The sequence below is a fragment of the Arthrobacter sp. NPDC092385 genome, from assembly GCF_044755105.1.
Lineage (GTDB): Bacteria > Actinomycetota > Actinomycetes > Actinomycetales > Micrococcaceae > Arthrobacter_D.
This window is the reverse complement of record NZ_JBIVQL010000003.1, coordinates 47,493-59,719: the sequence shown is the minus strand read 5'-3', so window position 1 is coordinate 59,719 and position 12,227 is coordinate 47,493. Positions and strand designations below refer to the sequence as shown.

The 12,227-nt window shown below is 70.3% G+C and carries 12 protein-coding genes and 1 riboswitch; of the genes, 4 read left to right on the top strand and 8 right to left on the bottom strand.

Going from position 1 to position 12,227, the window contains the following annotated elements; genetic code table 11:
* Positions 1-55 precede the first annotated feature (55 nt).
* Together ACIQCY_RS05335 and ACIQCY_RS05330 are read left to right on the top strand one after the other, a co-directional pair.
* Positions 56-715: an amino acid ABC transporter permease gene (locus tag ACIQCY_RS05335; protein WP_400482852.1), complete on the top strand. Its 660-nt coding sequence runs from the start codon at positions 56-58 to the stop codon at positions 713-715.
* On the top strand, positions 702-1,493 hold the full coding sequence (locus ACIQCY_RS05330; protein ID WP_400482851.1) for an amino acid ABC transporter ATP-binding protein: 792 nt from the start codon (positions 702-704) through the stop codon (positions 1,491-1,493). The genes ACIQCY_RS05335 and ACIQCY_RS05330 overlap by 14 nt, the downstream gene beginning before the upstream one ends.
* 324 nt (positions 1,494-1,817) lie before the next feature.
* Here ACIQCY_RS05330 and fdhD read toward each other — a convergent pair whose 3' ends face one another.
* Positions 1,818-2,645, bottom strand: a complete 828-nt coding sequence (gene fdhD / locus ACIQCY_RS05325) for a formate dehydrogenase accessory sulfurtransferase FdhD (RefSeq protein WP_400482850.1) — start codon at positions 2,643-2,645, stop codon at positions 1,818-1,820.
* Positions 2,646-2,734: 89 nt separating this feature from the next.
* On the opposite strand from fdhD, the gene ACIQCY_RS05320 reads away from it, so the two are divergent.
* Positions 2,735-5,059 (top strand): FdhF/YdeP family oxidoreductase, encoded by a 2,325-nt coding sequence (locus ACIQCY_RS05320; RefSeq protein WP_400482849.1) that lies wholly within the window; start codon positions 2,735-2,737, stop codon positions 5,057-5,059.
* Positions 5,060-5,126: 67 nt separating this feature from the next.
* Here ACIQCY_RS05320 and ACIQCY_RS05315 read toward each other — a convergent pair whose 3' ends face one another.
* The 7 genes from ACIQCY_RS05315 to ACIQCY_RS05285 all read right to left on the bottom strand — a co-directional run bounded on the left by ACIQCY_RS05315 (position 5,127) and on the right by ACIQCY_RS05285 (position 10,839).
* The gene (locus tag ACIQCY_RS05315) at positions 5,127-6,389 is read right to left on the bottom strand and encodes a molybdopterin molybdotransferase MoeA (RefSeq protein ID WP_400482848.1); all 1,263 of its coding nucleotides are present in this window, start codon (positions 6,387-6,389) and stop codon (positions 5,127-5,129) included.
* The gene (locus ACIQCY_RS05310) at positions 6,386-6,670 is read right to left on the bottom strand and encodes a DUF6457 domain-containing protein (protein WP_400482847.1); all 285 of its coding nucleotides are present in this window, start codon (positions 6,668-6,670) and stop codon (positions 6,386-6,388) included. The genes ACIQCY_RS05315 and ACIQCY_RS05310 overlap by 4 nt, the downstream gene beginning before the upstream one ends.
* 17 nt (positions 6,671-6,687) lie before the next feature.
* Complete coding sequence (locus tag ACIQCY_RS05305; RefSeq protein WP_400482846.1) at positions 6,688-7,296, bottom strand: molybdenum cofactor guanylyltransferase; 609 nt, start codon at positions 7,294-7,296, stop codon at positions 6,688-6,690.
* Positions 7,293-7,790 (bottom strand): HNH endonuclease, encoded by a 498-nt coding sequence (locus ACIQCY_RS05300; RefSeq protein ID WP_400482845.1) that lies wholly within the window; start codon positions 7,788-7,790, stop codon positions 7,293-7,295. The genes ACIQCY_RS05305 and ACIQCY_RS05300 overlap by 4 nt, the downstream gene beginning before the upstream one ends.
* Before the next feature lie 223 nt (positions 7,791-8,013).
* Positions 8,014-8,919 (bottom strand): NlpC/P60 family protein, encoded by a 906-nt coding sequence (locus tag ACIQCY_RS05295; RefSeq protein WP_400482844.1) that lies wholly within the window; start codon positions 8,917-8,919, stop codon positions 8,014-8,016.
* Positions 8,920-8,943: 24 nt separating this feature from the next.
* Positions 8,944-9,822 carry an NlpC/P60 family protein gene (locus ACIQCY_RS05290; RefSeq protein WP_400482843.1) on the bottom strand — a complete coding sequence of 293 codons (879 nt, stop codon included), beginning with the start codon at positions 9,820-9,822 and terminating at the stop codon, positions 8,944-8,946.
* Between the two features lie 5 nt (positions 9,823-9,827).
* A riboswitch (cyclic di-AMP (ydaO/yuaA leader) is annotated at positions 9,828-10,012 on the bottom strand.
* 128 nt (positions 10,013-10,140) lie between these two features.
* A complete protein-coding gene (locus ACIQCY_RS05285; RefSeq protein ID WP_400482842.1) occupies positions 10,141-10,839 on the bottom strand; it encodes a metal-dependent transcriptional regulator in 699 nt (232 codons plus the stop codon).
* 256 nt (positions 10,840-11,095) lie between these two features.
* On the opposite strand from ACIQCY_RS05285, the gene serC reads away from it, so the two are divergent.
* A complete protein-coding gene (serC, locus tag ACIQCY_RS05280; protein ID WP_400482841.1) occupies positions 11,096-12,220 on the top strand; it encodes a phosphoserine transaminase in 1,125 nt (374 codons plus the stop codon).
* Positions 12,221-12,227 lie beyond the last annotated feature (7 nt).

Sequence of the window (12,227 nt, the reverse complement as noted above, 5' to 3'; positions counted from 1 at the left end):
CAGTGCGGGGCCGGCACGCGGTGAAGCAGCCGCGTATGGATGGAGGAGCTGACTGATGGACTGGGAGTTGCTGCGCACCTCCTTCTGGCCGATGCTCTCCGGCGGCCTGACGGGCACCATCCCGCTGTCGCTCGCGTCCTTCGTGCTCGGCCTCGCACTGGCCCTCGTCGTCGCCCTGATGCGCATCAGCGGGCAACCGGTGCTCGCGGCCATCGCGCGCGCCTATGTGTCGGTCATCCGCGGCACCCCGCTGCTGGTCCAGCTGTTCGTCATCTTCTACGGCCTGCCGTCCGTCGGGCTGACCATCGATCCCTGGCCGAGTGCGATCATCGCCTTCTCGCTCAACGTGGCAGGCTACGCGGCCGAGATCCTGCGCGCCGCCATCCTGTCCGTCCCGAAGGGCCAGTGGGAGGCGGGACACACCATCGGGATGTCCCGCACCCTGACCCTGCGCCGCGTCATCCTCCCCCAGGCCGCGCGCGTCTCCGTGCCGCCGCTGTCCAACACGTTCATCAGCCTCGTCAAGGACACGTCCCTGGCCTCGCTGATCCTCGTGACGGAGCTGTTCCGCGAGGCGCAGCAGATCGCGGCTTTCTCCCAGCAGTTCATGCTGCTGTACCTCGAGGCCGCCGCGATCTACTGGGTGTTCTGCCTGGTGTTGTCCAGCGGCCAGTCCGCGCTCGAGAAGAGGTTGGACCGTTATGTCGCCCGTTGATCCCCTGCGACCGCACACCACCGAGGGCCCCCTGCTGGAGGTCACCGGCCTGCAGAAGTCCTTCGGGACCAACCGGGTGCTCTCCTCGATCGACCTGCACGTCGACAGCGGCCAGGTGATCGCGCTCGTGGGCCCTTCGGGCTCCGGCAAGACCACCGTGCTGCGCTGCCTCAACGGCCTGGAGACGCCCGACGCCGGCACCGTCGCCTTCCGCGGTGGCCCCTCGGTGGACTTCGGCGCGAAGGTGACGAAGAAGGAAGCCCTGTCGCTCCGCGACCGCAGCGCCATGGTCTTCCAGAACTACAACCTGTTCCCGCATATGACGGTGCTCGAGAACATCATCGAGGGTCCTGTCCAGGTCCAGAAGCGGCCCCGGAAGGAGGCGGTCGCGGACGCGGAGCGGCTCCTCGCGCGCGTCGGGCTCGCGGAGAAGCGGGACGACTACCCGTTCAACCTGTCCGGCGGGCAGCAGCAACGCGTCGGGATCGTCCGCGCCCTCGCCCTGCAGCCGGACCTGCTCCTCTTCGACGAGCCGACGTCGGCCCTCGACCCCGAACTGGTGGGCGAGGTGCTCACCGTCATCAAGGAGCTCGCCGAGGAGAAGTGGACCATGGTGATCGTGACGCACGAACTGGCCTTCGCCCGCGAGGTCGCGGACGAGGTGGTCTTCATGGACGGCGGGGTCGTCGTCGAACACGGCCACCCCGACCAGGTGCTGCGCAATCCCCGCGAGGAGCGCACGCGCCGGTTCGTGCAGCGCCTACTCAACCCCTTCTGATCCGCCTTCTCTTCTGTCCGGCCTTCTCTTCTGATCCGCCTTCCCTTCTGACAGGCCTTCCCTTCTGACCGGCCTTCCCTTCTGATCCGCCTTCCCTTCTGACCGGCCTCGCGCCGCCGGCACTGCGGCTTCGTGCACGGCTTTCGCGGCGACACCTCCCGGAACGGCGGCGTGTTGCACGACGACACGCCCTTTCGCGCCGAAGCACGTGCACGAAGCCGCGCCGGTCCGCGCCGAGACACGTGCACGAAGCCGCGCCGGTCCGCGCCACCGGCTCCGATCCCGGCAGCCCGGGCCGGCACGCCGGCCAGGGCGGGAGCCTGCTCAGGCCACGATGCGGTCGGGGTGCGAGTAGCAGTTCAGGGAGGACCCGCGGCTGAAGCCCACGAGGGTGAGCCCGGCGTCGTCCGCAAGGTCCGCCGCCAGCGAGGACGGCGCGCTGACGGCGGCGAGGACGGGGATGCCCGCGAGCTGCGCCTTCTGCACCAGTTCGAAGGACGCCCTGCCGGAGACCTGCAGGATGGTTCCCCGGAGGGGCAGCATCCCCTCGCGCAGCGCCCAGCCGACCACCTTGTCCACGGCGTTGTGGCGTCCGACGTCCTCCCGGAGGCACAGGAGCTCCCCCTCGGCCGTGAAGAGGCCTGCGGCATGGACGCCGCCGGTGCGGTCGAACAGCTTCTGGCTCTCGCGCAGGCGGTCGGGCAGGGACGCGAGGACCCCGAGGTCGACCGGCGACGTATCGGTGTGCAGGTCGAAACGGGAGGACTTCCGCACCGCGTCGATCGAGGCGGTGCCGCAGATGCCGCACGAACTCGAGGTGTACACGTGGCGCTCCATCGCGGTGTCCGGCAGTTCGACTCCCGGCCGGAGTTGCGCCTCGACCACGTTGAAGGTCTGCTGGCCATTATCGTCCACGCCCGCGCAGTAACGCAGGCTCGGCAGCTGGCCGGGTTCCCAGACCACACCCTCCGAGACGAGGAAGCCTGCCACGAGGTCGAAGTCGTCGCCCGGGGTGCGCATGGTCACCGTGAACGCGCTGCCGCCGAGCCGGATCTCCAGCGGCTCCTCCCCCGCGAGGACGTCCTCACGGCGTCCTGTCTGCGCTCCGATGCGGAATTTGGTGATGCGGCGGCGCTGCGTGACCCTGTTCATTCGGCACTCCTTACCTCGGCCCTATGATGAGGTTAGTTGACCCCAGACACCACTTGGTGTGTCGACTTCGACACGAGGATGTGGATAGCGTGGCAACGAAGGCGCCGAAAGACAACATCGACGAGTCCCGGCTGAGGGTAGGCGCCCGCAAGACGAAGGCCGTAGGCCTGCCGGCCGTCCTGAACTCGCTCAAGATCTCGCTCGACCAGATGGGACCCGTCCGGAGCGCGCAGACCCTCCTCGCCGTCAACCAGGTCAAGGGCTTCGACTGCATGGGCTGCGCCTGGCCGGAGGGCGACAAGCGCCACACCGCCGAGTTCTGCGAGAACGGCGCGAAGGCCGTCGCCGAGGAAGCCACCCGCCGCACCGTCCCGCCGTCGTTCTTCGCCGACCACCCGGTCGAGGACCTCCTGACCCGCGACGACTACTGGCTCGGCCAGCAGGGACGCCTCACCCACCCGATGCTGCTCGACGACGGCGGTACCCACTACCGGCCCGTGTCCTGGGAGGAGGCGTACCAGGTGATCGTCGACGAACTCGCCGCGCTCGACAGTCCGGACGAGGCCGTCTTCTACACCTCCGGACGCACCTCCAACGAGGCCGCCTTCCTGTACCAGCTCATGGTGCGCGGCATCGGGACGAACAACCTGCCCGACTGCTCCAACATGTGCCATGAATCCTCCGGATCCGCGCTCAACGAGACCCTCGGCGTCGGCAAGGGCACGGTGTCGCTGCTCGATCTCGATACCGCGCCGCTGATCATCATCGCCGGGCAGAACCCGGGCACCAACCACCCCCGCATGCTGACCTCGCTGGAGAAGGCGAAGAAGAACGGCGGGGCGATCGTGGCCATCAATCCGCTGCCCGAGGCGGGCCTGATGCGGTTCGAGAACCCGCAGAACCCGATGGGACTGCTCGGCACCCGGTTCGGCGGCGGCACCGCCCTGGCCGACGACTTCCTGCAGATCCGCATCGGCGGGGATCAGGCCCTGTTCCGCGGCCTCGGCAAGCACCTGCTCGAGCGCGAGGAGGCCACGGGCACCGTGTTCGACCACGCGTTCATCGCCGAGCACACCCTCGGACTCGAGGACTACCTCGCTAGCCTCCGGGAGACCAGCTGGGAGGAGATCACGGCGGCGAGCGGCATCCCCAAGGCCGAGATCACGAAGGTGGGCGACCGCATGATCGCCTCCCCCGGCACGATCGTCTGCTGGGCCATGGGGCTGACGCAGCACAAGCACTCCGTCGCCACGCTGCGCGACGTCGTCAACGTCCTCCTGCTGCAGGGCAACGTCGGCAAGCCCGGCGCTGGGGTCTGCCCCGTCCGCGGGCACTCGAACGTCCAGGGCGACCGCACGATGGGCATCTTCGAGCGGATGCCGGCGGCGTTCCACGACGCCCTCGACGAGCGCTTCCGCTTCGAGTCCCCGCGCAGGCACGGCTTCGACACGGTGGCGGCCATCCGCGCCATGCGTGACGGCAAGGCCCGGGTCTTCATGGGCATGGGAGGCAACTTCGTCCGCGCGACGCCGGACACCAACGTCACCGAGCAGGCCCTGCGCAACACTCGCCTGACCGTGCAGGTCTCCACCAAGCTGAACCGCTCGCACCTCGTGACCGGCACGCGTGCGCTGATCCTCCCGGCGCTCGGTCGGACGGACCGGGACACCCAGGCCGGCGGCGACCAACGCGTCACCGTCGAGGACTCGATGAGCGCCGTGCACGCCTCGACCGGCCGGCTGCAGCCCTCGAGCACCGAGATGCGCTCGGAGATCGCGATCGTGTGCGAGCTCGGCGACCGGCTCTTCGCCCGTTCCGGGAGCCCCTTCCGCGAGAACGCCCCGCAGCTGGACTGGACGGCCGCGCAGGCGGACTACCGGGTGGTCCGCGAGCACATCAGCGCCGTGGTGCCGGGCTTCGACGACTTCGAGGACCGCCTCGACAAGCCCGGCGGGTTCGTGCTGCCCAACGGCCCGAGGGACAGCCGGACCTTCACCACCGCGACGGGCAAGGCGAACTTCACCGCCAACACCCTCGAGTACCCGCACGTGCCGGCGGGCAGGCTGATCCTCCAGACCCTGCGGTCCCACGACCAGTACAACACCACGATCTACGGCAAGGACGACCGCTACCGCGGCATCTCCGACGGCCGCCGCGTCGTCTTCCTGAGCCCACAGGACATCGCGGAGGCGGGCCTCGACGACGGCGACATGGTGCACCTTGTCTCGGAATGGGCCGACGGCGTCGAACGCCGCGCAGAGGACTTCCGCGTGGTCGCCTACTCCACGCCGAAGGGGTGTGCGGCAGCCTACTACCCGGAGACGAACGTGCTGGTGCCGCTGGATTCGACGGCGGACATCAGCGGGACCCCGACGTCCAAGTCGGTCATCGTGCGCCTCGAGAAAGCCCTCTGACACGCGGGAGCGCCGGCTCTAAGCGGGCGCTCCCGTCCCATCGGCGTGCGGGGCAGGAGCTGTCCTGTCAGCCGGTCACCCAGGGCAGGGACAGCGCCGGGACGTCCTCGCCGGCAGCACACCCTTCGGCCGGAACGACCAGAACGCCATCGGCGGAAGCGAGCCCGCGCAGCATCCCGGAGCGCTGGTGGGTGCTCGGCACGGCGCGTCCGGAGTCGGTGCGGTAGGGCACCAGGCGGCTCCTGCCGCGCAGTGGCTCGAAGGCATCAGCGCTTGCGACCATGGCGGGCTCCTCGAGGGGCGATCCACGCAAGCCTGCGAGCAGGGGGGCGGCCACCGTCAGCATGGCCATCATGGCCGCGAGCGGATTCCCGGGAAGCCCCACCAGGAACCGCCCGTCGGGAAGCCGCGCCAGCAGTGTCGGATGCCCGGGGCGCATGGCGATCCCGTCGATGATCAGCTCGGCGCCGAGCACCGTGAGCGCGCGCCGGATGTGATCCGCGGAGGAGCTGCCCGTTCCCCCCGTGGTGATGAGGACGTCGCCGGACGCCCGTGCGAGGGAGAACTCGTCGGTCGGCTCCGCGCTGATCGCCGCCACGACGTCGTCGAGATCGTCCTTCGCGCGGGCCGCACCATCTACATGCCCGCCCAGCATGGCGACGAATCCGGGCAGCTGCGGGCCGAAGGTGTCGCGGACCTGCCCAGGGTGCGGCAGGCCGTGGTCGATCACCTCGTCGCCGGTCATGAGCAGCGACACGCGGGGGGCCCTGAGGACGGCGAGCGTGTCGTGTCCGCACACCGCGGCAAGGGCTATCTGCGCGGGGTTCAGGACGACGCCGGCCGGGATCGCCTCCGAGCCCTCCTCCGCCTCCTCCCCCGCAGGCCTCACGTGCTCGTGCGGTGCCGGTTCGTCCGGCCGGGCAGACTCGTTGCGGTCCAGGACGTCCCCGCGGACGGCGCCGTGCTCCGTCCGAAGGATCCCGACGGCGTTCCGCGGGACGACTCCGCCGGTCAGGATGAAGGTCGCCTGCCCGGGAGCGAGGGAGACCTCGCCGGAATCCGCGTGCGGCGACGGCCGCCCCCTGGGATGCTCCTCCGGCGCGGCATGGCTCACCAGGGTCCACGGCGGCTCGCCGTTGACCGCCCAGCCGTCCATCGCCGAGGACGCGTAGTGCGGAATCGACTGCAGGGCGTGCACCGGCTCCGCGAGGGTCTGGCCGAGGGCGTCCGCCAGGGTGACGGTCTGGAACGGGAGGGGGCGTCCCGCGTCATGCGCCAGCGTGCGGGCGGTCGCCCAGTCGATGTCGCGGGCTCCCGTGGCCTCGCTCATTCGGAGGCACCTTCCGCTGCGGCCCCTGCGCAGAGGGCATCGGCCACCGCCATCGCGGAGCGCATGGCCAGCTGCTCCTCGGCCTGGCCGCTGCCGACGGCGAGCCCCGCGGCGTACCCGACGACGAAGGTCGTGAGGGGCGCGGCCGGGCGGACGACGCCGTGGGCGGCCTTGCCCGCGAGCCCGAGGACGGCGTCGATGTCCACCTCCGTCCCGTCGATCTCGAAGGCGGCGAGCAGCTTCTCGGTCCAGTCGTGCAGCAGCTTCTGGCGATCGTCCATGGGCCCTCCGGGCGGTTCTAGGGGACGACGACTCCGAGCGTTCGCGCATCATCCCAGGTGTCGACGTCGTGCGTCGTGCCCGGCGGAACCGGGACTGGTCTGGTCTTCACAGTAGCAAGGAGGCTGCGCATCGACAGGTTGTCCGCCGGCCCGAGCGCCAGCACGGCGTCGATGGCAGCAGCGAGGTCGGCGCTGCGGTAGAGCGCCGCCAGCGGCTGGTCCCGGCCGCCGTCGACAGCGACCAGCGAGACCTGCCCGTCCCGTGCCGCTTCGGCGAGCAGTGCCGTCACGAGTTCGTCCACGCGGGGCATGTCGCAGGCCAGGACCGCGCACCAGGGCGCCCTGCGTCCCGGCTGCGCGGTGAAGCCGGCGACGACGGCGGCCGCCGGTCCCGCGAAGGCGGGTTCCTCCCGGACGAAGCGTGCTCCTGCGGGCGCGGAGGACCGACCGTCGTCGGGCTGCGGCCCCACGACCGTCAGCTGCCCGGCGCGCGCCAGGGCCGCGCACGTGCGCTGCAGCAGCGTCCGGCCCTCCAGCACGAGGCCGGCCTTCGGCACCCCGCCCAGGCGGGAGGACCGGCCACCGGCCAGGATGACGGCGTCGAACGCGGGGACGTCCGGGATCACGCGGCGTTCTCCTCGAGGAAGGCGCTCCACTGCGGGGCAGGCCTCTCGAGTTCCCTGATCTGCCACTGGCGGCCGCGGGGAGGAAGCGGCACGATCCGCAGCTTCCAGCCGAGGCTGCTCAGCGTCTTGTCGCCCTTCGCGTTGTTGCACTTCAGGCAGCAGGCGACGAGATTCTCCCAGGTGTCCGCGCCTCCCCTCGACCGAGGCAGAACGTGGTCGATGGTCGAGACCGTCTTCCCGCAGTAGGCGCACAGATGGTTGTCGCGCCGCAGCACGCCCCGGCGCGTGGCGGTGACGTCGTGCCGGTACGGGACCTTCACGTACCGGTTGAGGAGGATCACGGACGGTCTGCCGAGGATCTCCGTGGGACCGACGATCGGTTCGTCGTCCTCCGCGACGACACTCGCCTTCCCCGTGAGCACAAGCACCAGTGCCCGGCGGAACGTGATGACCGCCAGTGGTTCATACCCTGCATTCAGAACAAGAGTGCGCATGGAGCAAGCCTCATTGCTGACCTGTTCCCCGCAACCGGTTGCCATCCCGGGGTACGGGAGAAGTGCTTCGGATTGGACACTGCAAGGGTAAGCCGGAGGCCCGTCCGCCGCTAATCCGTGCGACAGCGGGTTGACGTGCCGCCCGCTTCCGGTTCCGGTGCGGGTTAACTGCAGGAGGACCGGCACGGGGTGCCGGTCCTCCTGCAGTGACGTCGGTGCTGGATCAGCCGCCGACGCGGATGTACACGCCGCCCGAGCCGAGCTCGGCCGGTGCGATCACCGTGGTGTTGCCGTTGAATCCGCCGTGGACGGCCTTGCCGCCGCCGATGTAGACCGCGATGTGGGCCATGCCCATGCCGCCGTTGGCGTAGTAGATGAGGTCGCCCGGGATGGCCTGACCGGCGCTCACCGTGCGGCCGAGGGAGAGGTAGCCTGCCGGCCAGCCGTGGAAGTTGATGCCTGCCGCCGCGAGCGAGTTGCTGACGAGGCGCGTGCAGTCCTGCATGACGCCGAGCTGGCCCTGGGCCGCTGCCGCGATGGTGGCGGCGACACCGGAGGACACCACGGGAGCGGCAGCCGGTGCGGGAGCCGGGGCAGGCGCCGGTGCCGGAGCCACAGCCCGGGCAGGTGCCGGAGCGGCCGCGACGGCGGCAGCAACGACGGGCGCTGCGACAGGCGCAGGGGCAGCTGCGACGGGGGCAGCAACGACGGGGGCAGCAACGACGGGCGCTGCGACAGGCGCAGCAACAGGAGCGGGAGCGGGAGCGACGGGGGCGGGAGCCTCGACGACCGGGGCCTCCACGACCGGGGCCTTCTCGGCGACGACGGGCTTGGCGTTGACCTTCACCGGCGTCATGTTGAAGGACACTGCGGTGCCGGTGGACGCGACGACGACCGCACGGGCCGAGGTCACGGTGACGTTGGAGGCGGCGACCTCGCGCTGGGGCTGCAGGTCCGCGGCATTGGCCGCGACACCGCTGGTCAGGACGAGGCCCGACGCTGCGGCGATGACGGCAGCCTGGCGGCCCATCCCGCCGGCGTTGGTGGTGACGGCTTTGGCGAGGGCCGAGAAGCTGGCAGCGTTCTGCGCTTCTCCCCGGTGGCGTGCAATGGTGGCGCGTGAAGACATGGGGGGTTTCTCCGTGTGTGGTTTCTAGCGGACGCGGACGAAGCCGGCGCCGGGGAGGTCTGACAGGCTGTGGAGGCCGGTGTTCATGCCGTTCAGGCCGCCACTGATGACCTGGCCGTTGCCGACGTAGATCGCGACGTGGCCGCCGGTGATCACGAGGTCGCCCGGGGCGGGGCTGCCGACGACATCACCGAACTGGTAGAACTGGCCGGGAGCGAGGTCTCCGACGGACTTGCCGACCGAGCGCAAGGCCTTCTCGACCATGGCGGTGCAGTCCTGGGCGACGCCGATCTGGGCGTAGGCCGAGCCGACCAGGCCGGCAGCGACGCCGGAGGACTGGACGGGGGCGGGAGCAGGAGCCTGCTGCACCACGGGCGCGGCGGCAGGAGCCGGCGCGGCAGCGACGGGCGCGGCGGGCCTGGCAACCGGCGCTGCAGGCACGGCGGCCGCTGCGGGAGCGACAGCCACTGCGGGAGCGACAGGTGCAACCGGCGCTGCGGGAGCGACAGGAGCCGCGACCTGCACGACGGCAGCTGGAGCGGGGGCGGCCTCGACGACGGGGGCGGCCTCGACGACGGGTGCCGGCGCCTCGACGACGGGCTCCGGAGCGGGAGTGACCTCGACGGCCACGCGGTCGAAGGAGACCTCGGCGGTGGCGGGAACCGTGACCTCGGCCGAGACGACCCGGCTCACGGCCAGTGCCGCGGAGGACTGGACCTCGCGCTCGGCGGTGGTGGCTCCCTGGGCCGGCAGGCCTGCGGTGAGCACCAGGCCCGAAGCGGCGACGATGACGGCTGCCTGGCGGCCGACAGATCCGGCGTTGGACGCGACTGCGGCGGAAAGAGCCGTCAGCGGGCTCACGGTCTGGGGCGCGCGGTGGCGGCCCGAAAAGTTATTGGACACGTTGGATTGCCTCTCCCAACGCCTGCGAGGTGAGCTGTCGGATTCGGATGGGAGTCACCCGGCCGCTGCGTGAGCAGCGACTTAACCCCAAGGATTTCAGTTACGAAACCCGAAAATTGGTTCCCCCGCCTCTGCCATGCGATGGTGCGGACGGACCTCCGGCAATGGCAGAGCTAGGCGATTTGCAGGAGGGTGCCGGATCTAGAGCGAATTTGGCACGAGATGAAGGCTACAGCAGAATCCGCGTTATGTCACATTCCGGTCACGAAACGGTGTGTTCTTGATGACGACGGCACTCCGTGCACCGTGTGTGGCCGTTCAGGCCGCGACGGAGACGAACACGTGCGACGCGACTTCGGGCGGCAGTTCGAGTGCACCCTCGACGCCGGGGACGCGCACGGAGACGTAACCGCCCACGGACTCCAGGTTGAGGTGCGCACCCGGGCGCAGGCCGCCCTCGTCGAGCTGCGTGAGGAGTTCCGGATCCACCTGGATCGGCTCGGCCAGGCGGACCAGCGTGACCTGCTTCTCGGGCGAGTAGGTGCCCATCGCGGAGAGCAGGGTCACCACGCCGTCGGTGACCAGCTCCGACTGGACGCCGCCGATGGCCTCGAGGCCGGGGATGGGGTTGCCGTAGGGGGATTCCGAGGGCTTCCCGAGCAGTTCGTAGAGCCTGCGCTCGACGCGCTCGCTCATGACGTGCTCCCAGCGGCAGGCCTCGTCGTGCACGTACGCCCAGTCGAGCCCGATGACGTCGCTCAGCAGGCGCTCGGCGAGGCGGTGCTTCCTCATGACCTCGGTAGCGCGCCGGCGGCCCACTTCGGTCAGTTCCAGGTGCCTGTCGCCGGAGACCACCACGAGCCCGTCGCGCTCCATGCGGCCGATGGTCTGGGACACGGTGGGCCCGGAGTGGCGCAGCCTCTCGGCGATGCGCGCGCGTAGCGCGACGATGTTCTCTTCCTCGAGCTCAAGGATGGTCCGCAGGTACATCTCGGTGGTGTCGATGAGGTCCGTCATGCGGTTCAGCTCCTTGGTGCGGTGCGGGTGCCCGGCTGGAATGCCTCACGCCGGCGAGGGGGGCCACAGCCGCCACGGCCTGTTCCGCCCCACGCTTCCCAAGGTTAACGCATGGTGCAACAGGCCCGGCAATCCCGGGAGGAGCACGGCGGCGGCGGTCCACGGCGCCGTCCGCGGCAGCGTTCACAAATGGAGGCACCGCTCCCGCTGGGGCAGAATGAGGGCGATACCCGCCGCCGAAACAGCTGGAGCAGCCATGACCGAAACGCCCCGCATCCCCGAACACCTGCTGCCCGCGGACGGCCGGTTCGGCGCGGGCCCCTCCAAGGTCCGGAGCGCACAGATCGACGCCCTCGTGTCGGCCGGCCGGTCCCTGCTTGGGACATCCCACCGCCAGGCACCCGTGCGCAGCCTGGTGGGGCGCGTGCGGGAAGGGCTCGGCACCTTCTTCGGAGCACCCGAGGGATATGAGGTGGTGCTCGGCGTAGGCGGCTCCACGGCATTCTGGGACGTCGCGACGTTCGGACTCGTGGAACGGAAGGCGCAGCACCTCTCGTTCGGCGAATTCGGCTCCAAGTTCGCCTCCGCCACCGACAGGGCGCCGTTCCTCGAGGCCTCCAGCATCATCACGTCGGAGCCCGGCTCGCGCCCCTCGGCGGTTGCGGAGGCCGGGGTGGATACGTACGCCTGGCCGCAGAACGAGACCTCGACCGGTGTCGCGGCTCCCGTCCGCAGGATCGACGGTGCGGACGACGGCGCGCTGGTCCTCGTGGATGCGACGTCCGCGGCGGGCGGCCTCGATGTCGACGTGTCGCAGGCCGACGTCTACTATTTCGCGCCGCAGAAGAACTTCGCCTCCGACGGCGGGCTGTGGCTCGGTCTCTTCTCCCCCGCCGCGCTCGAACGCGCGGGACGGATCGCCGCGGGCGAGCGCTGGATCCCCGATTTCCTCGACCTGCAGACGGCGATCGACAACTCACGCCTGAACCAGACGTACAACACGCCGTCGCTGTCCACCCTCGTGACGCTCGACGCGCAGGTGCAGTGGCTCAACGCCCAGGGCGGGCTTCCCTTCGCCGCGGCCCGCACGGCCGACTCCGCCGGGCGGCTGTACTCGTGGGCGGAGGCCTCGCCCATCGCACGGCCGTACGTGGCACGTCCCGAGGACCGCTCGAACGTGATCGTCACGGTGGACTTCGATGAGGACATCGACGCCGCGCGCATCGCCGCCATCCTGCGCTCCAACGGGATCGTCGACGTCGAGCCCTACCGCAAGCTCGGCCGCAACCAGCTGCGCATCGCGACCTTCGTGGCGATCGAGCCCGACGACGTCTCGGCCCTCATCGCCTGCATCGACCACGTGGTCGAGAACCTCCTGTAGGGAACGG